At 68.2% G+C, this 24,075-nt stretch carries 24 protein-coding genes and 1 tRNA gene; 12 read left to right on the forward strand and 13 right to left on the reverse strand.

Features of this window, described 5'->3' with window-relative positions; translation table 11 throughout:
* Positions 1–17 precede the first annotated feature (17 nt).
* Positions 18–356, forward strand: a complete 339-nt coding sequence (locus tag GPZ80_RS07125) for a hypothetical protein (protein WP_187219307.1) — start codon at positions 18–20, stop codon at positions 354–356.
* Here GPZ80_RS07125 and GPZ80_RS07130 read toward each other — a convergent pair.
* Both GPZ80_RS07130 and GPZ80_RS07135 read right to left on the reverse strand, forming a co-directional pair.
* Complete coding sequence (locus GPZ80_RS07130) at positions 353–931, reverse strand: nitroreductase family protein (RefSeq protein ID WP_187219308.1); 579 nt, start codon at positions 929–931, stop codon at positions 353–355. The genes GPZ80_RS07125 and GPZ80_RS07130 overlap by 4 nt on opposite strands.
* Entirely contained in the window at positions 921–2,132 is a 1,212-nt protein-coding gene (locus tag GPZ80_RS07135; protein ID WP_187219310.1) for a putative hexosyltransferase, read from the reverse strand. Before GPZ80_RS07135 ends, GPZ80_RS07130 begins: the two co-directional genes overlap by 11 nt.
* 179 nt (positions 2,133–2,311) lie before the next feature.
* Here GPZ80_RS07135 and GPZ80_RS07140 point away from each other — a divergent pair, with 179 nt between their 5' ends.
* The gene (locus GPZ80_RS07140; RefSeq protein WP_091380180.1) at positions 2,312–3,577 is read left to right on the forward strand and encodes an aspartate kinase; all 1,266 of its coding nucleotides are present in this window, start codon (positions 2,312–2,314) and stop codon (positions 3,575–3,577) included.
* Positions 3,574–4,635 carry an aspartate-semialdehyde dehydrogenase gene (locus GPZ80_RS07145; RefSeq protein WP_187219318.1) on the forward strand — a complete coding sequence of 354 codons (1,062 nt, stop codon included), beginning with the start codon at positions 3,574–3,576 and terminating at the stop codon, positions 4,633–4,635. Before GPZ80_RS07140 ends, GPZ80_RS07145 begins: the two co-directional genes overlap by 4 nt.
* Positions 4,636–4,704: 69 nt before the next feature.
* Here GPZ80_RS07145 and GPZ80_RS07150 read toward each other — a convergent pair whose 3' ends face one another.
* The 3 genes from GPZ80_RS07150 to GPZ80_RS07160 form a co-directional block, all read right to left on the reverse strand.
* Entirely contained in the window at positions 4,705–6,435 is a 1,731-nt protein-coding gene (locus GPZ80_RS07150) for an LPXTG cell wall anchor domain-containing protein (protein WP_187219320.1), read from the reverse strand.
* A 93-nt stretch (positions 6,436–6,528) separates the two neighbouring features.
* Positions 6,529–6,732, reverse strand: a complete 204-nt coding sequence (locus tag GPZ80_RS07155; RefSeq protein ID WP_187219322.1) for a DUF397 domain-containing protein — start codon at positions 6,730–6,732, stop codon at positions 6,529–6,531.
* A gap of 6 nt (positions 6,733–6,738) precedes the next feature.
* On the reverse strand, positions 6,739–7,581 hold the full coding sequence (locus GPZ80_RS07160; RefSeq protein ID WP_187219324.1) for a helix-turn-helix domain-containing protein: 843 nt from the start codon (positions 7,579–7,581) through the stop codon (positions 6,739–6,741).
* A gap of 142 nt (positions 7,582–7,723) precedes the next feature.
* Between GPZ80_RS07160 and GPZ80_RS07165 the strand changes: the two genes are divergently transcribed.
* Complete coding sequence (locus GPZ80_RS07165) at positions 7,724–9,478, forward strand: serine/threonine-protein kinase (RefSeq protein ID WP_187219326.1); 1,755 nt, start codon at positions 7,724–7,726, stop codon at positions 9,476–9,478.
* 145 nt (positions 9,479–9,623) lie between these two features.
* Here GPZ80_RS07165 and GPZ80_RS07170 read toward each other — a convergent pair whose 3' ends face one another.
* The 3 genes from GPZ80_RS07170 to GPZ80_RS07180 form a co-directional block, all read right to left on the reverse strand.
* The gene (locus GPZ80_RS07170) at positions 9,624–10,445 is read right to left on the reverse strand and encodes a hypothetical protein (RefSeq protein ID WP_187219328.1); all 822 of its coding nucleotides are present in this window, start codon (positions 10,443–10,445) and stop codon (positions 9,624–9,626) included.
* Positions 10,446–10,501: 56 nt separating this feature from the next.
* Positions 10,502–11,734 carry an MFS transporter gene (locus GPZ80_RS07175; RefSeq protein ID WP_187219330.1) on the reverse strand — a complete coding sequence of 411 codons (1,233 nt, stop codon included), beginning with the start codon at positions 11,732–11,734 and terminating at the stop codon, positions 10,502–10,504.
* A gap of 63 nt (positions 11,735–11,797) precedes the next feature.
* On the reverse strand, positions 11,798–12,847 hold the full coding sequence (locus GPZ80_RS07180; protein WP_187219332.1) for an alpha/beta hydrolase: 1,050 nt from the start codon (positions 12,845–12,847) through the stop codon (positions 11,798–11,800).
* A gap of 81 nt (positions 12,848–12,928) precedes the next feature.
* On the opposite strand from GPZ80_RS07180, the gene GPZ80_RS07185 reads away from it, so the two are divergent.
* Entirely contained in the window at positions 12,929–13,486 is a 558-nt protein-coding gene (locus tag GPZ80_RS07185; protein WP_187219333.1) for an NADPH-dependent FMN reductase, read from the forward strand.
* Here GPZ80_RS07185 and GPZ80_RS07190 read toward each other — a convergent pair whose 3' ends face one another.
* A complete protein-coding gene (locus GPZ80_RS07190) occupies positions 13,487–15,328 on the reverse strand; it encodes a S9 family peptidase (protein WP_187219335.1) in 1,842 nt (613 codons plus the stop codon).
* Between the two features lie 61 nt (positions 15,329–15,389).
* Between GPZ80_RS07190 and GPZ80_RS07195 the strand changes: the two genes are divergently transcribed.
* The 3 genes from GPZ80_RS07195 to GPZ80_RS07205 are packed head-to-tail and all read left to right on the forward strand — an operon-like array spanning position 15,390 to position 16,916.
* On the forward strand, positions 15,390–16,031 hold the full coding sequence (locus GPZ80_RS07195; RefSeq protein WP_187219337.1) for a hypothetical protein: 642 nt from the start codon (positions 15,390–15,392) through the stop codon (positions 16,029–16,031).
* Between the two features lie 32 nt (positions 16,032–16,063).
* Positions 16,064–16,273 (forward strand): ferredoxin, encoded by a 210-nt coding sequence (locus tag GPZ80_RS07200; RefSeq protein WP_187219339.1) that lies wholly within the window; start codon positions 16,064–16,066, stop codon positions 16,271–16,273.
* 58 nt (positions 16,274–16,331) lie between these two features.
* Entirely contained in the window at positions 16,332–16,916 is a 585-nt protein-coding gene (locus GPZ80_RS07205; RefSeq protein WP_187219341.1) for a hypothetical protein, read from the forward strand.
* A 39-nt stretch (positions 16,917–16,955) separates the two neighbouring features.
* Here the strand turns inward: GPZ80_RS07205 and GPZ80_RS07210 are convergent, their stop codons facing one another.
* The gene (locus tag GPZ80_RS07210; protein WP_187219343.1) at positions 16,956–17,300 is read right to left on the reverse strand and encodes a hypothetical protein; all 345 of its coding nucleotides are present in this window, start codon (positions 17,298–17,300) and stop codon (positions 16,956–16,958) included.
* Positions 17,301–17,458: 158 nt separating this feature from the next.
* Between GPZ80_RS07210 and GPZ80_RS07215 the strand changes: the two genes are divergently transcribed.
* From GPZ80_RS07215 to GPZ80_RS07225, 3 genes are all read left to right on the forward strand, one after another.
* Complete coding sequence (locus GPZ80_RS07215) at positions 17,459–19,516, forward strand: hypothetical protein (RefSeq protein ID WP_187219345.1); 2,058 nt, start codon at positions 17,459–17,461, stop codon at positions 19,514–19,516.
* A gap of 851 nt (positions 19,517–20,367) precedes the next feature.
* Positions 20,368–21,111, forward strand: a complete 744-nt coding sequence (locus GPZ80_RS07220; protein ID WP_187219347.1) for a hypothetical protein — start codon at positions 20,368–20,370, stop codon at positions 21,109–21,111.
* The gene (locus GPZ80_RS07225; protein WP_187219348.1) at positions 21,104–21,604 is read left to right on the forward strand and encodes a type II toxin-antitoxin system VapC family toxin; all 501 of its coding nucleotides are present in this window, start codon (positions 21,104–21,106) and stop codon (positions 21,602–21,604) included. Before GPZ80_RS07220 ends, GPZ80_RS07225 begins: the two co-directional genes overlap by 8 nt.
* Before the next feature lie 7 nt (positions 21,605–21,611).
* Here GPZ80_RS07225 and GPZ80_RS07230 read toward each other — a convergent pair whose 3' ends face one another.
* The gene (locus GPZ80_RS07230) at positions 21,612–22,523 is read right to left on the reverse strand and encodes an NAD(P)-dependent oxidoreductase (protein ID WP_246476850.1); all 912 of its coding nucleotides are present in this window, start codon (positions 22,521–22,523) and stop codon (positions 21,612–21,614) included.
* Positions 22,495–23,133 (reverse strand): hypothetical protein, encoded by a 639-nt coding sequence (locus tag GPZ80_RS07235; protein ID WP_187219350.1) that lies wholly within the window; start codon positions 23,131–23,133, stop codon positions 22,495–22,497. Before GPZ80_RS07235 ends, GPZ80_RS07230 begins: the two co-directional genes overlap by 29 nt.
* A 131-nt stretch (positions 23,134–23,264) precedes the next feature.
* On the opposite strand from GPZ80_RS07235, the gene GPZ80_RS07240 reads away from it, so the two are divergent.
* Positions 23,265–23,864 (forward strand): LacI family DNA-binding transcriptional regulator, encoded by a 600-nt coding sequence (locus GPZ80_RS07240; protein WP_312880177.1) that lies wholly within the window; start codon positions 23,265–23,267, stop codon positions 23,862–23,864.
* A 122-nt stretch (positions 23,865–23,986) separates the two neighbouring features.
* Here GPZ80_RS07240 and GPZ80_RS07245 read toward each other — a convergent pair.
* Positions 23,987–24,060: transfer RNA gene (locus GPZ80_RS07245), tRNA-Pro, on the reverse strand.
* Positions 24,061–24,075: the final 15 nt, after the last annotated feature.

Below are 24,075 nucleotides of genomic sequence, written 5' to 3' on the forward strand. Positions count from 1 at the left end.
CGTGCCAGACTGCCAGCATGGCTGACAGCACCGAGGAAACCGGCCGCCAGAGCCGCACCAGCGCGCAGTGGCGCGCCGACATCGTCGGACTTGTCGCGAACCTGGTGCGGTGGGCGGGTCTGCTGATCGCACTGGTCCTGGTCGTGCACGTCATCCTCGTGATGGGCAACGCGAACCCGGGCAACGGCATCACGACTTTCGTCCGCCAGGCCGCGGACGTCGTCGTCCTGGCGTTCAAGAACCTGTTCGCGCCCGAGGACTCCAAACTGGGCGTGCTGGTCAACTACGGGCTGGCCGCCATCTTCTGGCTGGTCGTCACCATGATCGTGGCCAAGCTGATCCGCAGGCTCGGCTAGAAGGATGTGCCCCACTCGGTGAAGGCCAGCTCGGAGAGCGGCAGCCGCGACCGGGGCCTCGTCTCACGCTCGCGCTTCTCCGGTGGGAGCAGTTCCGGCGGCCCGAGCACACCGACCGCCACGGCCACCAGCGGCCTGATCTGCGCGGGCAGGTCGAACCCCGCGGCGATCCCGGCCTTGTCGAATCCCGCCATCTGGTGCGCGACCAGACCCTCGGCCACCGCCTGCAGCACCAGGTTCTCCGTCGCCAGCCCCACGCCGTACTCCGCGTACGGCACCTCGCCCTTGGCGTTGACCGTCGCCGCGCAGGCGACCAGCAGCGCGCCGGCGTTGCCCGCCCACGCCTGGTTGCCGCGGTTGAGCTGCCCGAAGATCCGGTCGAACGTCGGCGTCCCGCGCAGCCCCACGAGGTAGCGCGCGGGCTGGGTGTTGCCGTACGACGGCGCCCACCGGGCCGCCTCCAGCATCCGCCGCATCGCCTCCTCCGACACCGTGCCGGAGGGGTCGAGCGCACGCGGGCTCCACCGGGCCGCGATCAGCGGGTGCGGGCCAGATGGCCCAGGGTCAGATGGCATAGCCCCAGGCCGTGATCGAGTACGCGCCGAACCACGCCGACGCCACCGCGGCCCCGGCGAGCGTGAGCGCCACGGTCGACGGTCGGCGCTTCGCCAGGCCGAGTGCGATCGGGAGCAGCAGCGTGAACGCCGGAAGCATCAGCCGGGCCTTGGAGTTCATCAGCCCGTTCGAGCACAGGTCCATCGCCAGCACCCCGGCCGCGTACACCAGCAGCGGCCACTCCAGCCGCCGTCGCCAGCCGATGACCAGCAGGGCCAGCGCGCCGACGATCAGCCCGACCGTCGCCACTTCCAGCACCGACCGCGCGTTGCCGAGGACGTCCATGGTGAACCGCAAGGTCGCGACACCGCCGTCGAACTCGGAGTCCCAGCCCCGCCGCTGCAGTGCGAACCAGCCGTCCCACTCGCCGGTCCGCACGCCCACCCAGGCGAGGTAGCCGATCAGCCCGACCGGCGCGATGATCCCGCCCAGCCACGGCCGCCACGAGTCCTTCCGCTGGAACACCGCCACCAGCATGGCCAGCCCCACGGCCAGGATCAGCGCCGACGCGGTCGGCCGCACGAGTCCCGCCGCCGCGCAGCACATCCCGGCGCCGACCCACCGCCGTTCCAGCACGAACACCAGCGCCCACACGGCCAGCGCGCAGAACATCGCCTCGGAGTAGGCCATCGACAGCACGATCGCCATCGGCGACGCGGCGAACAGCGCCACCAGGATCAGCCCGACCGTGCGCGAGCCGCCTGCGACGATCGTGCCCAGCCTGGTCAGCCCGTACGCGCACACCACACCGAAGGCGACGGTCACCGCGAGCGCCGAGGGCAGCAGCCGGAAACCGAGGTCGTTGAGCCAGCCGACGACGGTCGGGTAGCCGGGGAAGAAGGCCAGCGGTGTCTCGAAGCTGCGCTTGCCGAACGCGTCGACCAGGCCGGGCGGGACACCTGCGTAGCCGTTCCCGGCGATCGCCAGGAACCACTGCCCGTCCCACGACTTGAGCGCGTCGGTCGTCGAGATGTCGTTGCGCCCGGCCATCCAGCTCAGGATCAGCAGCCCGAACTCGCGGATGCCGAGGAAGATCACGGCGGGTGCGATGACATGGGTGATCCGTCGGGCGGTCCACCGCCGCGCACGCCTAGGGGCCACCTCAGGCGTCGCCGTCGTGGTTTCCTCGGCGCTCGCGGGCGCCACGTCCGTCGCAGACACCCCGATCCTCTCCACATCTGCTGGCCGTCCGGCCCAGCGTAGCCGCCCGTGCGCAGGCGGTCGGGGAGTGGCGGGAGACACAGAGCACCTCGGGACGAAGCCGGTGCGCAGGTAGGCTCTCCTGCGATAAGCGAGGCGGCCTCGGCCGCCCGCCCGCGGGCCTGAGGAGGTTGCACGCAGTGGCGCTCGTCGTCCAGAAGTACGGCGGATCCTCGCTGGAGAACGCCGACCGGATCAAACGGGTCGCCGAGCGGATCGTCGCGACGCGCAAAGCGGGGAACGACGTCGTGGTGGTCTGCTCCGCGATGGGTGACACCACCGACGAACTCCTTGACCTGGCCAAACAGGTGAATCCGGTCCCGCCGGAGCGCGAGATGGACATGCTGCTCACCGCGGGTGAGCGGATCTCCAACTCGCTCGTTGCGATGGCGATCAGCGCGCTCGGCGCCGAGGCCAGGTCGTTCTCCGGTTCCCAGGCGGGTGTGATCACCACGTCGGTCCACGGCAAGGCCCGGATCATCGACGTCACCCCCGGCCGCGTGCAGGCCGCGCTCGACGAGGGCTACATCGTCCTCGTCGCCGGCTTCCAGGGCGTCAGCCAGGACACCAAGGACATCACCACTCTGGGCCGCGGTGGTTCGGACACCACAGCGGTCGCTCTCGCGGCGGCGCTCAACGCCGACGTCTGCGAGATCTACACGGACGTCGACGGGGTCTACACCGCCGACCCGCGCATCGTGCCCGACGCGAAGCGCCTCGACCGCGTCACCTATGAGGAGATGCTCGAGATGGCGGCGGGTGGAGCCAAGGTGCTCATGCTGCGCTGCGTCGAGTACGCGCGCCGCTATGGCGTCCCGATCCATGTCCGCTCGTCGTACAGCACAAAGTCCGGCACGATCGTCGCCGGATCAATGGAGGACTTGACCGTGGAACAGGCGATGATCACCGGCGTCGCGCACGACCGGTCCGAGGCGAAGGTCACCGTGACCGGCGTGCCGGACCACGCCGGTGTGGCCGCCCGGATCTTCCGGACCGTGGCCGACAGCGAGATCGACATCGACATGGTGCTGCAGAACGTGTCCAGCACCGCGTCCGGCAAGACCGACATCACCTTCACCCTGTCCAAGAGCAACGGCCCCACGGCCGTGGCGGCGCTGGAGAAGATCCGCGAGGAGCTGGGCTTCTCCGCGGTGCTCTACGACGACCACATCGGCAAGGTCTCGCTGGTCGGCGCCGGGATGCGGTCGCACCCGGGCGTCACGGCGACCTTCTGTGAGGCGCTGTCCAAGGCGGGCGTGAACATCGAGATCATCAACACCTCGGAGATCCGGATCTCGGTCCTGATCCGCGACACGCAGCTCGACGAGGCTGTGCGCGCGATCCACGAGGCGTTCGACCTCGGCGGCGACGAGCAGGCCGTCGTGTATGGGGGGACTGGACGATGACCAAGCCGACGCTGGCCCTCGTGGGCGCCACGGGCGCCGTGGGCACCGTGATGATCGACATCATGAACGGCCGCAAGGAATGGCCGTGGGGTGAGGTCCGGCTGATCGCGTCGCCGCGGTCGGCGGGCAAGAAGCTCACCGTGCGCGGCGAGGAGCTGACGGTGATCGCCTTGGCGCCGGAGGTCTTCGACGGCGTCGACGTCGCCATGTTCGACGTTCCCGACGAGGTCTCGGCCCAGTGGGCCCCGATCGCCGCTTCCCGTGGCGCGGTCGCCGTCGACAACTCCGGGGCGTTCCGGATGGACGCCGATGTGCCGCTGGTGGTGCCGGAGGTCAACAGCGACAAGATCGCCGACCGCCCCCGGGGCATCATCGCCAACCCGAACTGCACCACCCTGTCGATGATGGCCGCCATCGGCGCGCTGCACCGCGAGTTCGAGCTGCGGGAACTCGTGGTCGCCTCCTACCAGGCGGCTTCGGGCGCCGGGCAGGACGGAATCGACCGCCTCCAGGCCGAGTACGCCGCCGTGGCGGGCAAGGACCTGGGCGGCCGGGCGGGCGACGTCCGCGAGGCCCTTGCCGCCGCGGGCCTGTCGCAGGAGGGCTCGCCCTTCCCGGCGCCGCTCGCGCTGAACGTCATCCCGTGGGCGGGCTCGCTCAAGGAGGACGGCTGGGCCAGCGAGGAGCTGAAGGTCCGCAACGAGTCCCGCAAGATCCTCGGCATCGAGGACCTGAAGGTCTCGGCCACCTGCGTCCGCGTGCCCGTGGTCACCACGCACTCGCTCGCCGTCCACGCGCGGTTCGCCCGCCCGGTGACGGTCGAGCAGGCCCGGGGGATCTTCTCGGCGCAGCCGTCGGTGGTGCTGGTGGACGACCCGGAGAAGGGCCAGTTCCCGACCCCGGCCGACGTGGTGGGCGGCGACCCGACCTACGTCGGACGCATCCGCCAGGCGTTGGACTTCCCGAACACCCTGGACTTCTTCGTCTGCGGTGACAACCTGCGCAAGGGCGCCGCGCTCAACACCTACGAGATCGCGGAGCAGCTGGCCAAGCGCTAAGCCTTCGACACAGACCAGCGGGCCGCGACGGAGAATTCCGTCGCGGCCCGCCTGTCTGTCTCAGGTGGTTCAGTTTGCCTTGGCGCGCCTGCGGTTGGCGGCGATCAGGAACACGGCCCCGGCGAGCAGGGTGGTCAGGCCGCCGACAGACAGCCAGACCACGTTCGCGCCGGTGTCCGGCAGGTTTCCGGACCGCGCCTGCGGAGCAGGAGCCGCCGGGGGCGCGGTGGGCACGGTCGTCACTGGGTTCGGCGTGGGATCAGCGTCGACACCCGGCTTCAACTCGACCTCGAAGTCGCAGGAATACCAGCAGCCATTGCCCTTCACCAGGACTCGGTATCCCTCGGGGTTGAACACGGTCCACGGTCCGTTGACGTCCGCGAGGTAGATCCCGGCGGGCGTGTCCTTGAACTCGGCGACGCCCTTGCCATTGGTGCGCGCGCTCGCCACGACCTTGGCGGTGTCCGGGTCGACCAGCTGCACGTCGACGCCCTCGATGGTCTCGCCTTCGTCCGACCAGCCGTTGCCGTTGCCGTCCTGGAATGCGACGGTGCGCACGGTGCCGGTGGCGTCGGTGATGAGGCGGGCGCTGTCGCCGGCCTCAGCGTTGTTTCGGCCGTCCCAGCCGAAGTCGCACTCGGCGACCACGACGCCGTAGTCCCCATAGGCAACCGGGATGATCTCGCTGACCTCGAACGTCTCGGTCTTGCCCGGTGCGATGCTGACGCCCTTGCGGTCCCAAGGGAAATCACCCCAGCCGGGGCCCGTCCCCTGCAGCCCAGGGCCTTCGCCGCTGCGGTTGCAGGCCACGTTGATGCCGACCATCGGAACCGTGCCAGTGTTCGTCAGAGTGACGACGAGTTCGGCGGTGCCGCCTGGTTTGTAGCTGTCCTGCTTGAACTTGACCGACGCGGTCAGACCCTCGTTGAACGGGCGGACGCCGCGCAGCTTGAGATCCATGTTGCCGTCGGACAGGTCGACCTGCACGGCCGTGTACCGGAACGTCCAGTCGCCGACCTCCGGAAACACCGAGTGCGGGACGGGAGCGAGTCGATCGAAGGTGAATCGACCCTCGGCGTCGGTCTTGACTGTCAGCCGCCCATTTTGGACGAGGCTGTTGTCTGCTGTCACGGTGGCGTCTGCCGCGACCTCACCGGCGTCGATCTTCTCGTTGCCGTTCTTGTCGAGGTAGACGACACCCGCGATCTTCCCGTGGACCTGTTTCAGCGCGGCGGTCATTGTGAACGAGGTCGATCGGTGGCTGAAGTCGCCGGACTGGACCCACCCCGTGAGGACGGCGGTAGTGGCGTTCGGGTCGCCCACGACGCCTTCGAGCTCATGGGTGTGGCTCTGGCCCGCGTCGAGCTGGACACCGGCTTCGATCTTGCTCCGGCTCTGGTAGTGCAGGGTGATGGTGCTCTCGGGAGCGATCGGGTAGGCCGATGCCTTGAGCGGGCCCGCCGTCGTGTTGGTGATCTTGAGGGTGCCCTTGATCGGCTCACCGGTCTGGTACGAGGTCTTGTCGAGAGTGACCTCCACCGCGAACGGCTGCACAGGGTTGGCATCGGCCTGGTCTGCGGGCTTCTGCTGCGGTGGCGCCACCGACTCGGCGGGCGCGCTCGGCGCGGCGGACGACGGCTCCGGCGCGGGCTCCGACACCGGGGCCGAGGGCTCGGCCGACACCGACGACGGTGCGGGATCGGGCTCGACCGGTTGGGCGTGGGCTGGTGCGGTGACCAGCATTCCCGCGGCCACGGCGCACGCGGCGGCCGTCACCCGGGCATGGCGGAACAAGGACATGAAAGCAAACTCCAATTGACCACGGCCGTCCCCGAGCCGGCCCCCAGTGCCGGCTGCGAACGCGTCCGGCGCGGGAAGACTAGACGAGTGGAGTCACGCGAGAGCGGTCGGGCGCACGGCGTTGGGCCATTCGGAGCAGGTCAGACGTGCGGGGGCCCAAGCGCTCGCGGGGAAGCTGAGCGTGCCGCCGGTGGGGTTCTTGGAGTCCCGGACACGCACGGTGGCTGAGTAGGCGATCTCCACACAGTCGGCTTGACCGGCACCGCTGAAGGTCGATTTCCGCCACTCTGTGCGCATGCCGTTTCAGCTCCGTTCGTAATCGGCCGCCATCCTGGTCAGGAAGTTCACCGTATCGGCGGACCCCAACGCGACCTTCACGAGCTTAGCTGCCCTGCCCTGGAACTTCTTGATCTCTTCAGGGGCATCCAGGAACCCGGATACTGCTTCGGTCTCGACGTAGACGATCGGAGGGGTCGATCGGAACTCAAACAGGGAGAACATCCCGGGGTTGGGATATCCGCCGTGCCGGAACGGGATCACGAGGATGTTCAGGTTAGGCATGCGCGCTCTCCCGATCAGCCAGTGGATCTGCTGGGCCATTACCTCCGATCCGCCATATGGCCTGCGCAAAACGGCTTCATCGAGGATGGCCACGTACTTTGGGCCATTTGGACTCATCAACACCTTCTGGCGTTCGAGGCGTGCCGCCACCATCGCCTCTTGATCAGTTCCGGTGATGTCCTCCGAGGCATGGAGTGCCCGGGCGTAGGCAGGTGTTTGCAGGAGACCAGGAACGATCGAGTGCGCGAAGTTCACGAGCACGTCCGCCTCAGCCTCGAAGCCCGCCAATGCGGGTAGCAAGTGGGGCAGCCGGTCGCCGGTCTCCAGCCATTCCCGGGCGTTCAGGTTCTCCGCCAATTCCAGCAGCCACGTCCTTTTCGGCCCGGTCACCCCATAGACCGCCAGCAGTGCCGCGACATCCGTGATGTGCGATATCCGCTTCGCTTTCTCCGTGCGATTCAGCGTCGCAGTGGAGGTTCCGATGCGCGCGGCCGCTTTCTGGGTGTTCAGGCCGGACTGCGCCCGAAGGACCTTCAACTCCATCGCCAAGGCCCGCATCCGGGCGGGCAGCCTGTTGCTGATCATCGACCCATGACAACGGTCCTTCCCACCCGCCGCAACCTGCCCGAACGGTGTAACCGTCGCGGGTGGTGAGATCGCGACCCGGCAGGATCGCCCTCATCTCCCTTTCGTAGGCTGTCGCGCGGACAGCGCGGAGGGGGAACTCATGGCCGAGCCGAGACTGGTCGCCGGGCGCTACGCACTACTTGGGGAACTGGGCCGCGGCGGCATGGGTGTCGTCTGGCTCGCTGAGGATCGGGTCATCGGCAGGCGGGTCGCGCTCAAGGAGCTGCCGTTCCCGCCCGGCCACGACCCCGCGGTCTTCCAGGAACGTGTCCTGCGCGAGGCGCGGACGGCGGGCGGGCTCAACGACCCCGCGATCGTCACCGTGTACGACGTGTCGTTCGACCAGGGCTTCGCCTACCTGGTCATGGAACTGGTCCAGGCCCCTACGCTCGCTGACCTCATCGCCGCGGGCCCGCTGGCCGAGGCCAGGGTCGTGACGATCGCCCGCCAGGTGCTCGGCGCGCTGAAGAGCGCGCACGACGCGGGGATCGTGCACCGCGACGTCAAGCCGAGCAACATCATGGTGCTGCCCGGCGACCGGGTGAAGCTCGCCGACTTCGGCATCGCCCGCGGCGTCGACGACCCGAGCCTCACCGCGACCGGCGGCATCATGGGCTCCCCGGGCTACATGGCGCCGGAGCTGTTCGCCGGGGCGCAGCCCGCGCCCGCGTCCGACCTGTGGTCGCTCGGCGCGACCCTCTTCCACGCGGTCGAGGGCAAAGCGCCGTTCACGCGGACCACCACGGCCGCCACCATGCACGCCATCCTCACCGAGCGTCCCCAGCCCAGCCGCTGCGGCGAGCCCCTCAGCTCCCTGCTCAACGGCCTGTTGAGCCAGGACCCGGCGCAGCGGCTCACCGGCACCAGGGCCGCCGCTCTGCTCGGCGCGCCCGCGGACACGGACGCGACCGTCACGTTCGCGCCGGTCGCCGCCCCGGACGGCTCCACCGAACTTGTCGCCCCGGTCGCCGAGTCCACCGAACTCGTCGCAGGCCCCACCATGGCGGTCGTCGCCCCGCGGCGCTCGACCCGCGAGAACGTGATGGACACTGTGGCGCCCGTGGCCCCCGCGGCCCCGGCGTGGGTGAGCGACGACCCGTGGGACGAGAAGAAGGGCGCCAGCCGCAAGGTGCCCGCGCTCCTGGCGGGGGCGGCGGCGGTCGTCGTCGCCGCGCTGGTGGCGGTCTTCGTGCTCGTCCCCGGGGATGAGGGCACCCCGACGGCGATGCCGGTCGTGGACAAGCAGACCCAGTCGTCGACCCCGCCCGCCACGCTGACGGAGACCCCGACGTCCTCTTCCGGCGCGCCCAGTTCCTCCACCGCGCCGCCGAGCAGCAGCGAATCAGGCGCACCGTCTTCGGGGCCCGCGGCTTCCGGCTCGGTCAAGCCCACGACGGCTTCGCCGGGCCAGCCCGTCCCGCCCAAGCCGACCACGGGGGTCTCGGCGGGCCCCACGACCACGCCGCCGCCGACGTGGACGCGCATCACGGTCACCCGCTACAACCACCCGACCGGCTGGCACGTCCTCACCACCCCGGCCTACCCCGCGCCCGCCGGCTACAGTCGCGAATTCCCCCTCGGCGCGCTGTCCGCGAAGCCGACGGCAGGCACCAAGAAGCTGTACTCCTGCAAGCAGAACGCCTCGGAGGACCACTTCACGTCGGCCGACCAGAGCGGCGGCTGCGAGGGCCACAAGGTGATCGGCCTGCTCGGCTACATCTTCACCGCGCCCCCGGAGGGCGCGAAGTCGGCCTCGCTGTACCGCTGCACGTACAGCGGCGGCCACTTCGACTCGATCCACTCCGACTGCGAGGGCTACAAGCAGGAATTCCGACTCGGCTACCTGCTGATCTGACAAGCAAGCGCAGGCCACCGCCATGGGCGATGGCCTGCGCTTCGTCAGTGCCAAGCAGCGCCGATCAGTGTCGTTTCCGGCTGATCTGTGCGACTCCCAGCTCACCCGGATTGATCAGTGCTGAATCAGTGCCGATCGGTGCTGATCAGGGCCGCTGGGGGCCTGGTACGGGCTCCGGCAGCTCGACCGGCGGTGCGGGCTCTTCAACGGGCGGTGCGGGCTCTTCAACGGGCGGTGCGGGTTCCTCAACGGGCGGTGCGGGTTCCTCGACCGGCGGTGCGGGTTCCTCAACGGGCGGTGCGGGTTCCTCGACCGGCGGTGCGGGTTCCTCAACGGGCGGTGCGGGTTCCTCGACCGGCGGTGCGGGTTCCTCAACGGGCGGTGCGGGCTCTTCAACCGGGGGTGCGGGTTCCTCGACCGGCGGTGCGGGCTCTTCAACCGGGGGTGCGGGTTCCTCGACCGGCGGTGCGGGCTCTTCAACCGGCGGTGCGGGCTCCTCGACCGGCGGCGCAGGCGGCTCCTCCGGCGGAGCCTCGTCCTTCACGCACTCGCCCTCGGTCAACTTGTCGAGCGCCTTGGCTGCGCCCTCGGCCTCGGCGCCCACGGCGGCGGCATTGGCCTCAGCCGAGGTCACCAACGCGATCGCACTGTACAAATGGGACAGTAGCTTCGCGGTGGCCTCGTGACAGGAGTCGAGCTCCACGCCCTCGCCCGGTGGCACCTCCGGCAGGCACTCGTCGGTCTGCAGCGTGGTCACGAGAGTCCGGAACGACGTGACGAGGTCTGTGGTCGTCGCGAGATCCGGCGTCTCGGCCTGCGCTTCTTCACTCAGCGCGGCCAGGTTGGCCTTCAAGCTGTCGATCGATTCACTGCACGTCTCGGTTGGTTCAGCGGCGGCCGACGGCACGCCGAGGCCCACCAGACCGGTGGCAGCGGCGGCCAAACCAATGGCCAATTTCCTGAACATTCGGCTCACTTCCCCTGTTACGAGTTGAAGATCCGAAGTGCGTTCAGTCGTACGACTCAGTCGTTGCCCGGGCTAGCCGATCGTAAGCACAGCTCCGACGGTTCCTCTTGCCAGGAACCGACATTCACCTTTTCGTGAAAACGCCAGGTAGCCGCCGCGACACCCGCCACGATCAGTCCACCGGCCCCCACGACGGCGAATCCCCAAGCGGGTGAACCATGATCGACAACGAAGCCAACCAGGGGAGTTCCCGCCGCGGCGCCAAGGGTGAAGGCCGAACTCTGCAACCCCGTCGCGACCCCGCGCATCGACGCCGGAGCCAGGCTGCTCACCTTCTCGTTCGTGGCGGCCAGCGTCGGTGCGCACAGCGCGGTCGCCGGGATCAACGCCAGTGCGAACAGCGGCCACCACTGACCCGACGCGAAGCCGACGGGCAGGATGAACAGGCTCATCAGTCCCATGAGGACAAACTGCTCGAAGGGCTTGCGCAGCGTTCCGTAGACGACACCGCCGACGGCTGAGGCGACACAGGTGATCGCGATGACCAGGCCGGTCCACTCAAGCTGGCCCGTCTCGCGCAGCGCGGCCACTACGGCGACATCGATTCCGGCGAGCACGAAGATCGCGCCCGCGCCGACGGCCAGCACGCCGACCAGCCGCGGGGTCAGCCATTCCCGGCGCGGCAGCCGTCGCCCGCCCGCGACCTCTTCGTGGTCGGCCCGCATCTTGGGGTTGATCAGGAACAGCAGCGAGCCGCTGAGAAACACGGCGACCGCCATCGCCGTCAGCGTCCACTCGGTCGACTTCTGCGTCGCGAGGGCGACCGCCGCCGCGGGGCCGATCATGAATGTCAGCTCGGTCGAGACCGAGTCGAGCGAGTACGCGGTGCGCCGCAGGTCGCCGGTCACCACCGCGGCGATCGCCTGGCGGCCGATCGACATCGCGGGGATCACCGAGAAGCCGCCGAAGAACGCCAGGATGAGCAGCGTCTTGTAGTCCATGAACGGCGCCGACGCCCAGAACGCCGTCTCGCCGACGGTGACGATCATCAGCAGCCTGCGCAGGCCGTAGCGGTCGACCACCCGGCCCATGATCGGCGAGCCGAGCGCGATCCCGATCGTCGCCGAGGCGCCGACGAGACCGGCCTGGCCGTACCCCCGGTCCATGCCGACGGCGACATGCAGCATCAGCACGATCGCCGCGGCCGAGACCGGGATCCGCGCGAAGAGCATGACGATCATCAGCGTGCGGACACCGGGCAGGCCGAGCGTCCGGCGGTACTGCTGCATGGGTTCATCCGACCTCTTTCGGTTGGTCTAGGCAACCGAATTTCGGCCGGGCTCGGGCCGGGCTCAGGTCAGGGCGAGCGCTGCCTTCAGCGTGGTCGCCGCCTCCATCGTCGCTTCCTTGAACCTGGTCCCCACCCCGAGGAACGTGGCGTAGCCGTGGATCAGATCCGGGTGCCGCCGGGCGATCACCGCGACGCCGGACTCCTTCAGCTTCTCGGCGTAGGCCTCGCCTTCGTCGCGCAGCGGGTCGAAGCCCGCCGTGGCGACGTAGGCCGGGGGCATGGCCGTCAGGTCTTCGGCCAGCAGGACGGAGAACCGGGGGTCCGACCGCTCGGCGAGGTCCGGGCAGTAGTGGTCGCTGAACCAGTCCATGTCGTCGCTGGTGAGGAAGAAGCCCTCGGCGAACAGCTCCCGGGATTTGCGGCGGACCGAGGCGTCCACGGCGGGGTAGAACAGCAGCTGGAATACCGGCTTGGGGCCGCCTGCCCGCACGGCCTGGTGCGCGGTGACGGCGGCCAGGTTGCCGCCCGCGCTGTCGCCGCCGACGGCGATCCGCTCGGGGTCGATGCCCAGTTCGGCGGCGTTCTTCACGGCCCAGTGGAAGGCCGCCAGGGCGTCGTCCGCGGCGGCGGGGAACCGGTGTTCCGGGGCCAGGCGGTAGTCGACGGACAGGACCTTCACGCCCGCCTCGATGGCGAGGAAGCGGCAGAGGTTGTCGTGGGAGTCGAGGGTGCCGACCACCCAGCCGCCACCGTGGTAGAAAACCAGCAGCGGAGCGTCGTCGCCGATGCCGTCGGGGGTGTAGAAGCGGGCCGGGATGTCGTTCTCGATGGTGAGACCGCGCACAGCGACCGGCTCGATCGGGGGCCCACTCACCAGCGCCTTGGAGGCCTCCAGTCGCTTGCGCGCCTCCACGGGCGTGCCGTCGGCGAGCTTGTACCCGGCGAGCTTCTCCAAGACCAGCAGGAGCTGGGCATCGAGCGCCAATTCCTGGCCGTCAATGCGAATCGGGGCGCCCGCGAGGAGCCGCCGCACTGCCTTCGGCAGGGCGTAGGTCGCCCGGACGGTCGCGGCCTGGACGCGCGGGGGGACGTTGTTCATAAGCTTTGACATCAAGCCTCCTCGACTCGAAGCTGGACGTTACCCGCCGGTAGGCCGCTGGTCACCCGTCAGTCGGGTGGAAGGATGGGGAGCGTGACGGTCTCGGTGGTCGGAATCGGTGGGTCGCTGCGCGCGGACTCCCAGTCGGAGCGCGCCCTGCGGGTCGCGCTGGCCGGGGCGGCGGAGGCAGGGGCGAAGACGACGATCCTGTCCGGGGCGGACCTGGTGCTCCCGTTCTACGACCCGGCCGTCCCCGAGCGCTCCCCGGCCGCCATGCGGCTGGTCGAGGAGTTGCGCGAGGCCGACGGGGTCGTGCTGGTCTCGCCCGGCTACCACGGGACGGTGTCCGGACTGGTCAAGAACGCCCTGGACTACGTCGAAGACCTCCGCGGGGACGCTCGCCCCTACCTGCACGGCCGCGCCGTGGGCTGCGTGGCCACCGCGTCCGGCTGGCAGGCCTCGGTGACCACGCTGACCGCCCTGCGCTCGGTCGTCCACTCGCTGCGCGGCTGGCCGACCCCGCTGGGTGTCGCGGTGAACTCGGCCGAGTTGCTGTTCGACGAGTCCGGTGAGTGCGGCGACCCGCAGGTCTCGACGAACCTGCGGACCATTGGCCTGCAGGTCGTCGAGTTCGCCCTGGCGCACTCCTGATCAGCGCAGCTTGAGCGCCTTCAGCGCGAAGTACACCTCGATCAGCGACTGCTTGATCGTCTCGGCCACCACCAGCGAGCCGTGGCCCGCGTCGTAGCGGTAGACCTCGTACGGGACCTCGCGCTCGGCGAGGCGGTCGAGGTAGTTATCGATCTGCCGGATCGGGCAGCGCGGGTCGTTCTCGCCCGCCACCACCAGCACCGGCACCCGCACGTTGTCGACGTAGGTGATCGGGGAGCACTCGACGTAGCGGTCGTGCACCTCGTCGGGTGAACCGCCGAACAGGGCGCGGTCGAACGCGCGTAGCGGCTCCATCTCGTCCTCGTAGGCGGCCAGGTAGTCGGCCACCGGTACACCGGCGACCCCCGCGGCCCACAGCTCCGGCTGGGTGCCGAGGGCGAGCAGGCTCAGGTAGCCGCCCCAGGAAGCGCCGTTGACCACGCAGCGGGCGGGGTCGGCGAGACCGGACTCGACCGCCCAGGCGTGCACGGCGGCGACGTCGGCCAACTCGGTCAGGCCGGGCCTGCCCTCGATGGCGTCGCGCCAGGCGGAGCCGTAGCCGGTGGAGCCGCGGTAGTTGACGTGCACGACGGCGAACCCGGCGTCGAGCCAGAGGGCGCGGTAGGCGGAGAAGCGGTCCTCGTCGGCGGCGTGCGGGCCGCCGTGGAGGCTGAACACCGTGGGCAGTGGGCCGTCCGGGGCGTCCTGCGGGCGGGAGACGAGGGCGTGGACGCGGCCGTCCTCGGTCTCCACGAAGACGTCTTCGAGCTTCACCGAGTGCGGCGCGGTGTCGCCCGGGGCGGCGAGCAGGACGCGCTCGGTGCCATCGGTGAACAGCGCGCGCACGACCGTCGGCTCGGCGGCACTGGACCACGAGTACTCGACCGTGCCGTCCGGGCGCGGGCTCGCGGAACCGATCGTGCCCTTCGGAGTGTCCAAAGTGGACAAAGTGCCGGTGGCGATGTCGTAGCGGTGCAGGGAATCGCGGGCCTCGTGCGTGTGCGCGACCAGCAGAGCGGTGCCGTCGGTGAACCACGCGGCGGTGACCTCGCCGGGCAGGTCGATGGTGAGCTCCTGCTCGGTGTCGGCCTCGACATCCCAGATCAGCAGCTCCTCGCGGCCCCGGCGCTCATGCGAGACCAGCAGCCTCGGGTCGCCCGCGACCGGGCAGAACGCGATGCCGTCGAGGCCCTTGCCCTTGCCGTCCCACTTCTCCGCCACCGTCGACCCGTCGGCCACCGACAGCACCCGCAGCGCCGGGTGGCGGTTGTCGCCGTGCTCGGAGTGCGCGATCGCGACCAGCCGCTCGTCGAACGACAGCGCCGAGACGCCGCCGTCGTGCTCGTCGCGGTAGATCACCTCGGCGTCGGCGTCGCCGCGGGCCAGGAAGATCGTCGTGCCGTCGTCGTCCGCGACACCCACCACGGCGACCTCGCGGCCGATCTCGACGCCCGCCGGGTAACCGTCCTTGGTCCCGGCGACCGCGGGGACCGGTTTGGTGCCGCTCGGGAGACCGGCGAACGGCTCCCGCACCCAGCCGCCGAACTCGTCGCCGTCGGTGTCGGCGAACCACCAGATGTGCCGGCCGTCCGGGGCCACCTCGGCGTGCAGGGTGCCGTTGGGGCGGTCGGTGACCTGGCGGTGGGTGTCGGTGGCCCGGTCCCAGGCGTAGACCTCCCAGACACCACTGGCGTTGGAGACATAGACGTTGCGGTCGGGGGCGTCCCTGGCCCAACTGGGCAGCGAGAGCCGCGCGGCGTGGAACCGCGCGCGCCACCGCTGCTCGGCTTCGTCATCGGCGAACAGGCGGTCGGGGACCTCGGCGACAGGATGGTTGGTCACAGGTCCGATCCTGCCAGGCGGGTAGCCTGGACGTCGTCCGATGCGCTGGTGGGGAGCCGCGATGTCAGAACCCTGGCAGGGTCAGTTCGCGCCGGTTCACTTAGCCCCGCGCGCGCCGGAGCCACCGCGCAAGAAGCCAGTCAAGCTGTGGGCCTTGCTGTCCGTGCTGGTGGTGGCGATGCTCGCGGCCGTGACGTGGCTGGTCGTCGAGACCACTCGCACCCCCGAGCGCCCGGCCGCCTCCGCGGCCGACCTGGACCGCGCGACGAAGACGGTGACGGCCGAGGACGGCCGCAGCGCCATGACGGTGCCCGAACGGTGGGTCGAGCTGCCCGAGGAATACCGGCTCCCCGGCAGCGTGCTCGCCCTGGGACAGGTCTTCCAGGAGCGCTACCTCATGGTGATCAGCGACGACAAGGCTGATTTCAAGGACTTCGCCGACTACGAGGAGACCGCGGAGATCTCCCTGACCGAGCTGTCCGGGGCGGTCGTCGGGCAGCCGGTCGACACCACCCTCGGCGGCCACCCGGCCGTGCGGTACGAAATCCACGGCTCGTTCGAGGACATGGCCGTCGTGTATTGGTGCACGGTGGTCGAAGGCGAGCGCGCCTACCACCAGATCCTCACCTGGACCCTCGCCGACCGCCGGGCCGCGAGCGAGCCCGCGCTGCGAGACGTCGTGAACACCTTCCGGGAGAAGTAGTTCACGGCCGCCTTTGGGCTTATGTTGGATCAGTGACCTGGAAACTGGAAGTGAACGCGGGGGCGTGCATGGCCTCCGGTCTGTGCGCGGGCATCGCCCCTGACCACTTCACCCTGGAGGGCGTCAGCGCCGTCGCGAACTCCCCCGAGGTGGAGCCCGACGACGACGTCCTCGAAGCGGCCGAATCGTGCCCCGCGATGGCCATCTCGGTGACCGAGAACGGCCGCGATCTGCTGGCCTGAATTGTCGTACCCCTCGGGTAGTTTTCCTTGGTAGGCAAGGGAAACGAGGGGAGCCACGATGATCAGCACGACATCGTTCGCGGAGTACGCGACGAGCGGCAGGCGCAGGCGAACGGAGATCGTCGCCGCCCAGTTGGTGGCAGGCGACGTCCAGTTCTACCGCCCCATCCTCGACGCGATCCGGGTAGCCGTGTCGGTAGGAGACCTATCGGTCCTGGCGCGGGCGGTGGACCAGGCCGAGTTGACCGGCCAGCCTCGCGCGTTCGCCGAGATCGCCGACGGATTCGTGGGCTGGTGGTCCAAGGCGCGGGCGGTGCCGATCCGCTGCGGGGCAAGCGCTTTGCGGGTGGGGGACGTGGACCTGTCGGTGGTCCCGCACCTGGCGGTCCGGTCGTCGGCGGGGGACCAGGTGATCATGTTCCACTTCAAGGAACAACCCCTGGAAAGGGACGCGGCCCACGCGGCTCTGCGAATCCTCCAGATCTGCATGGACGACTTGGTTCCCGGCGGAACCGCCCTGATGGTCGACGTCCGGCGAGGCAAGGAACACCGCTTGGCCCGCAACGTGAACCTGGCCTCGGTGGACGCCTGGCTCACGGCCTCGGCAAGTGCTTTCGCCTCACATCTGCGGGCGGCTTTGTAGTTCGTGCACGAGATCAGGCCCGGACTGGGCCTGATCTCGTCACTCGCCGGTGAGTTCCTGAAGCTGCTCGGCGGCGGTGGAATTGCCCTTGTCGGCGAGCCGTCGCAGTTCGCCCAGGTCTCCCAACTCGGTGGCGAGCTCGATCAGCTGATCGGTGGCGTCGGGGCTGCCGTTGTCGGCGAGCCGCCGCAGCTCGTTCAGGTCCCCGTTCTCAGCGGCGAGTTCGATCAGCAGGTCGGTTGCGTCGGAGTTGCCCTGACCGGCGAGCCGCCGCAGCTCGTCGAGGTCGCCGCGCTCGCCGGCGAGTTCGACCAGTTCGTCGAGCGCGTCCGCGTCACCCGCTTCGGCTCGCTTCCGCAGAGCGGACATGTCGGAGTCGGTCATGACGCACAGCCTTGAACGTTCGGTGTTTATCCGCAGCCGGCGACCTGCCCCCTCGTATATCGTTCCCCCCGGTTCGGGGGCACCTATTCAGCAAACAATCTGGGGGAAGAGTGCGCACTCTTCGTGGTGTCGGCGCCTGCGCCGGCACAGTGCTCATCATGGCGGCGGGACTGGTGGGCCTCGCGCCCACCGCCGTCGCCGAAGGTCCGCCCATCGCGCCGCACACGGCGTACACCGCACACTTCGACGGATGGGGTGTCGAGGGCAACGGGACGTTCTCCTTCGAGGCGTCGCGGAACATCCTCCACACCTACCAGCAGACCTCCAACGGGTATGCGCTGGCGATGGCCGGTTACACCAACGACTACAAGGTGACTACCAACCTCAACGTGTCACCGCCGAACGGCACGCGGTTCGTCGCCGGGCAGTCCTACCCGGCCATCTCGGCGTTCAACACCTCGGACACCACGACGGTGATCAACGTGTCCAACCACTACGAGTGTGGCGCGACCGGCACGGTGAACGTCCTGGAGGCCGTTTACGACGACGCCACCGGGCAGTTCACGGCGTTCGCCGCCGACTACTCACTTCAGTGCCCCAACAGCAACGGACTCGTCAAGGGCGAGATCCGGTTCAAGTCCAGCCTCGACTACCGCACCGCGGACGCCTGGGACTACCCGCTGGGCTTCTGGTCCCAGCCGGTCGGTGAGGCAGGCACGCCGCAGCAGGTCAAGGTCGAGGTGAACGGCACCCTCCCCACCACCTTCGGTGCGGCGACGTTGGAAGGTGCCAACCCGGACGCGTTCCGGATCACCGCGAACGGCTGCACCGGGCAGACCCTGTCCTACGGCCAGGTCTGCGAGCTCACCGTCATCCCCTTCGCCACCGCTGTCGGGCAGCAGAGCGCGGTGCTGGCGCTGGCCAACGACACCTTCGCGGGCAGGATCACGCGCGGGCTGTCGGTGGAGGGCTACCGCACCGCCCGGGGCACCTACCACTCCCTCAAGTCCTTCCGCATCCTCGACACCCGCTCGGGCAAGCCGCAGGGCAGGCTGAACTCCGGTCAGACCCTGCCCCTGCGGTTGACGGGCGCGGGTGTGGACGCGGCGGCATCGACGGTCGTGCTCAACGTGACCGTCACCGACTCGTACGGCTCCGGCTTCCTCTCGGTCTACCCGACCGGCGTGCCGCGGCCCACGGTGTCGTCGCTGAACTTCACGCACGGCTGGACCGGGGCGAACTCGGTCACGGTCAAGCTGGGCGCGGACGGTGCGATCAACCTGTACAACGGCGGCGCGGCCGCCCACGTCATCGTGGACGTCATCGGCTACTACTCCAAGCCCCAGCCCTACGGCGCCGCGATCGGCGGTCAGTACCAGCCGTTGCGCAGTCCGGTGCGCCTGACCGACACCCGCGAATGGGGACAGGGCCGGATTCCGGCCGACCACTACATCTACTCGTACGCGTCGTTCGGCGGGTCCGTCAACGGGCAGGTCCGCGCTCTCGCGGTCAACATCACCTCGACCGACTCCCGCGGGCCCGGCTTCCTCACCGCCTGGAACGGCATCGACGAACAGATGCCGAACACGTCGACCCTGAACTTCGGCGCGGGGCGGTCGGTGCCGAACTTCGCGATCGTCCCCGTCTCACGCTGCGGCGCCGACTGTGGCGGGGCGACAGACACGCCCAGGATCGGGGTGTACACGAACAACGACAGCCACATCATCGTCGACATCGTCGGCTTCTACGACGACGGCACCCTGTCCAACGGCCTGCGCTTCGAGCCGAACGTGCCCACCCGCATCACCGACACCCGCACCGGCCAGGGCTGGTCGTCGGCGCTCGGCACCGGCGCCACGGCCACGATCGACGCCGACGCCGTAGCCAACGACGACACCTACGCGCTGGCCACCAACGTCACAGCGGTCCTCCCGACCGAGTCGACGTACGTGACGGTCTGGCCCGCGGGCTTGTCGGGGGTGGGCAGGCCCGGCACGTCCAACCTGAACCCGACCGCCGGATCGATCGTGCCGAACGCGGTGCAGACGTTGATCGGCCCCGGCAACCGCTTCAACATCTACAACAACACCGGCAAGGTCGACATCGTCGTGGACGTCGTCGGGACGTTCTACATCTACCCGCCGTCGCAACCGATGGTCACCAACGAGCTGGCCACCCCCAAGGCCATCCCGCAGATGCAGATCAACCGCGCGTAACCAGTCAGCGAAGGCCGCACCTGCGACGCAGGTGCGGCCTTCGCGTATCTAGGCAGCCACCTGGCCAAACAGCTGGGTGAGCCACAGACGAAATCAGGCCGGTTCGCGTAATGCGAACCGGCCTGATGTGCGTCGGGGTGACAGGATTTGAACCTGCGACCTCTTCGTCCCGAATAAGGTTCGGCACCGCTCCTGACCTGGATCGGGAGGGAAACACGCTGGTCAGGCCGTTGGGCGTTGTTGGTCCACATCGGCTGCCAAAGGCGCGTTTCGGGGGTATTTCTCCCAGAATTCTCCCAGCATCGTCCTGCGCCCCTCGTGCATGGTCGGGGCGGCCTCGACTGTCGTCGAACAAGCAGACAACATCACCACCTTCAGACCTGAAAACAAACCCGCAAACCCGCAACATCGCTCGAACAGGCCAGTTGACCAGCGCAAACACTGTGCGGGTTTGGGTGCGGGTTTGGTCAGCACTGCGGGTTTGAAACCCGCAGCGTTCGGCCAAACCCGGGAGCATCGGCGTGGGCTTGCGTCGGGTGGGTTGGTGCGCCGAACTGCGCTTACCCCAAGGGACGCTGCTGCTTGCCGTGATCGGCGGGCATGTCGCGCCGAAGGGCTGAACAACTACGGCTGAACCAGGCCGCTGCTGGTTCAGCCGTAGTTCGCTGTTGCGGTGCCGTCCCGAGACCTATCCAGCGAGGACTCAGGCAAGTCATGATGTGAACGTCACCCAAACGGGGTACATCCCACTTGGGTTCGATCGTTAGATCGTGTAACGGAGCGCTTCAGCATCCGACGCTACGTCGGGGCATCGCGCATCATGAGGAGAGCCGGGGAGGTGCCAACGACCCATGACGAACGAGATCCGGATCGAACTTGACGGGCCGCATGGTGGTATCGACCCCCGCGCGGTCGCCGACACGATCCTCGCCGTCGAAAAGATCTTGCGGCACATCTCTGGCGTGAATCCTGCGGAACTGAACCTTACCGAGCTGAAGATTGGCAGTGCGGTCATCGCTGTACGCGTCGACCAGGCGCGCGCGGAAGCCTTCCACGACGGAGTGGATTTCCTCGCCAACGGGGATGGCATCCCGCGCTGCTGGAGCGCTGAGGCCGTCGCTGGCCTCATCGACTTGGAGCGCGTTGCCACACGTCGTGGAGTGAAGGCGATCCGGCTGCGCATTGGCAAGAGCATCCACATGATCGATGGCGCAATCGCCCAACATGCCAAGAACAGCATCATGCCTCTGCCCGTGTCCCTCGGATCGGTGCGGGGCACGCTTTACCGGTACAACAACAGCCCAAGCAAGCGGAGCGCTGGAATCAAGGACTACCGAACTGGAGCGAGCGTCGAGGTGACCTTTCCGCATCGACTCCAGTCTGACATCCGCGCCGCGCTCGACTACGAGGTCGAGATCTGGGGTCGCGTGCACCGGGATGCCGACGATCAGGTCACCACCGTCAACGCTGAGGGAATCGAGGTGATCGAGAGTTCCCGCGCCGCTGTGACTCTCGATGACGTTGCGGGCATCCTCGGGACCACTTGGACGGACGGGCTCGACGCGGTGGAGTGGGTGAGACGCCAGCGTGACTAACAGGCTGCCCAAGGTCGTGGTCGACTCCTGCGTCATCGTCGACTTCCTCACCGGCAACGATCGTGAGTCCGCGGCTCGTGCGCGCTGGATATTCGAGAAGCACAACGATGAGCACACCGTCCTTCTTCCCGCGGTGGTGCTCGCCGAGGTGCCGGGCTGTGGCGTTATCAACGGTGACGAAGGCGGTGCTGAAGAACGGGCCGCGCGCATCAAGCACGTTCGGCTCTGGTTACGCGACTGCGGATTTCTCGTAGCTGAGCTCAGCGAGCGACTCGCTCGTGAGGCGGGCATCCTGGCCAACGCACACAAACTGAAGGGGCCGGACGCGACCGTCCTGGCTACCGCCATCGCCTGGCAGTGCCCCACGCTCTACACGAGAGACCACTCTTTGCTGAGAGTCGATGGCAAATATGCAGGTCTCTCGATTTGCGCACCGTCTCCGGTCCCTGAACCGGACCCGCCGCCGCAAAATCTGTTCAGTGGGCAGGACTGACGTTTGCCTATGATTCGGAACTCAAGAATTCTTCGATGTGGCGCGCTGCGACCTCGTAGCACAGGCGATTTGTCCCCGGCACTGTGCGTGCTGAATGAGGGCTAAGCAGGAGTCCAGGGCACTGCCAAAGTGGGTGCCCCTCTGGCAGCGGTTCGGGCTCCGTCACGTCGAGCGCGGCACGAATACGCTCACGATTCAGCTCATCTACCAGCGCGTTGGTGTCGACAATCCGGCCGCGTCCGACATTGACAAGTAGGGCGCCGTCGTCCATGGCGGCAAGGAACTTGGCGTCAATCAAACCGTCGGTCTCGGTCGTGAGAGGTGCACATACGACGACGATCTGATGTCCTGAAAGCAGGCTCAAAAGATCGTCGGATGAGTAAACACCCGGGCGGGCGTTCTTCGCTACAAGAGTTGCTGTGGCCCCGAACGCTGCGAGGCGGTGTGCCACAAGTGTGCCGATGCTGCCAGCGCCGACAATCAAAGCCTTCTTCCCTTGAAGGGTGTCCGCTTCGAACCTTCGATGCGCCCAGATGCCCTGATCTTGGAATCGCACCAACGTAGGCCACGCGCGGAGTTGAGCAAGGATCGCTGACAGGACCCACTCTGACACCGGCCCAGCGTGCGCGCCGCGCGCGCCCACGAGATTGACGGTGGTCGGGACGCGACTTGCCCACTCGTCTACGCCCGCAGAGAGAAGTTGGACCATACGCAGCTTAGGGAGCAGCGGTAGCAAGCGGATCGGCCGCAAGCTGCTCCGGTATGGAGCAATCAGGACTTCCGCCTGTTGCTGCTCTTGCGAAAGCTCAGCCACGCCGGGGTCATAGGTGGCTAGTTCGAGCCGTGAGAGCGATCCGAGGACCTCAAACCCGATCTCGTCGTCCGTCTCGTTACTGATCAGAGCCTTGACTAGCCGCAAGGTCCCGCCCTTCTGAATCGCTGCGCCCGAGATCGAGCGTCGCCAGGAACGAACGTGCTTGGCTTTGCAGTGGTAGGCCGGATGCGCTGTTATCGATTACGTGGTGCTCGATCAACGGGCGGAAATCTAGGTCGATCGACGCAATATAGGTGTCCCAATCGGCGAGTTTGGTGGAATCCCGAGCAGCCCCGCGATGGCGCACATAGGTGTGCATGGTCTCTGCGTCGCAGAAGACCCACGCGATAGTCAGGTCCGCCTTCAAGTCTGAACATGTCGCTATGATTCGGTTCAGCCAGGCCGCGTCTTTGAACTCCGCGCCTGCGGTCCAGGCGGCGTCGGTGCGCAGCTGCGCCCGCAACCACCGCTCGTGAGCGACCTCGGTGCGGATGAGTGCATCGGTGTGGGTGGCCCGGGCGGCGAACCACGCTTCGCGGTAGTCCGCCCGTTCCGGCTGTTCCGCGACCAACCTGCCCAGCGACAGGGCTCGGGTTCCGGTCACGACCATCGCTTTGCGGGCGGCCAGGTAGCCCTCACAGGCCCGCTCCTCCGACAGGCGAAGCGCACTCACTACCGACGCGGGACCGCGGGAAGGGGTGTTTTCAGCGTTCATGAGGCTTCTCCAGAAGTGACGCGAGCCAGATGGCGGAAAACTCGCCGCCGGTATGCGCCTGCCACGAACGGAGCTACGTTTTCAGCGGCCATAGGGCCGCGAACGGGTCGGTCCGCAAGGTTGGAGCGACCGTGGTCGACGTCGCGCGACGGGCGGGTGTCTCCACCGGCACGGTGTCAGCCGTGCTCAATCGTCCGGAGAAGGTCAAGAACGCCACGAGGACCGATGTTGAGTTGGCCATTGCTGAACTTGGCTACGTGCGTGGCGGCCCGGCTGGGCAACTCTCCGCGCACTGGCGGCGCACCGGGTTCGCCACCTGGTTGTTCAAGCCCGCGGTCACCGGGTGGTATCCGAGCAAGGCCCCGCGGCCAGCGCGGCCGGTGCCGATCCTGGGGGAGCCGTGGCCCGGAATACCCGTGCGCGGCAGGAACGCGCCGGGCAGGGCGACTGCATGCTGGCTGCCCATCGCAAGTGGGCTGACGCCGCACGGTCTGCGGCACACGCACAAGACGCTCATGGACGAGCTGGGGGTTCCGAAGTCGCTCACCGATGAGCGGATGGGCCACCAGGACGGCTCTGTCCAGGCGCGGTACTCCCACGTGACGCAGCTGATGCGGGACCGCCTGATGGAAGATCTCACGGGCCTCTGGGAAGCCGCGCTCGATGCCAGGCGGGCACTGGGGCCGACGTCGCCGGTTCAGGTGCTCGACTACCTACTCACGATGAAGTGATCGAGGGCGGGGGAGTCGAACGGCAAGATCTTCTCCCAGATTTCTCCCGAGAGCCGCCATGAACGCAGATCAGCCCCCGTCCACATCTACTGTGGACGGGGGCTGACCTGCTATTTCTTGCGTCGGGGTGACAGGATTTGAACCTGCGACCTCTTCGTCCCGAACGAAGCACGCTACCAAACTGCGCCACACCCCGAGTGCGACGAACGAA

The organism is Actinokineospora xionganensis, from assembly GCF_014323725.1.
Lineage (GTDB): Bacteria > Actinomycetota > Actinomycetes > Mycobacteriales > Pseudonocardiaceae > Actinokineospora > Actinokineospora xionganensis.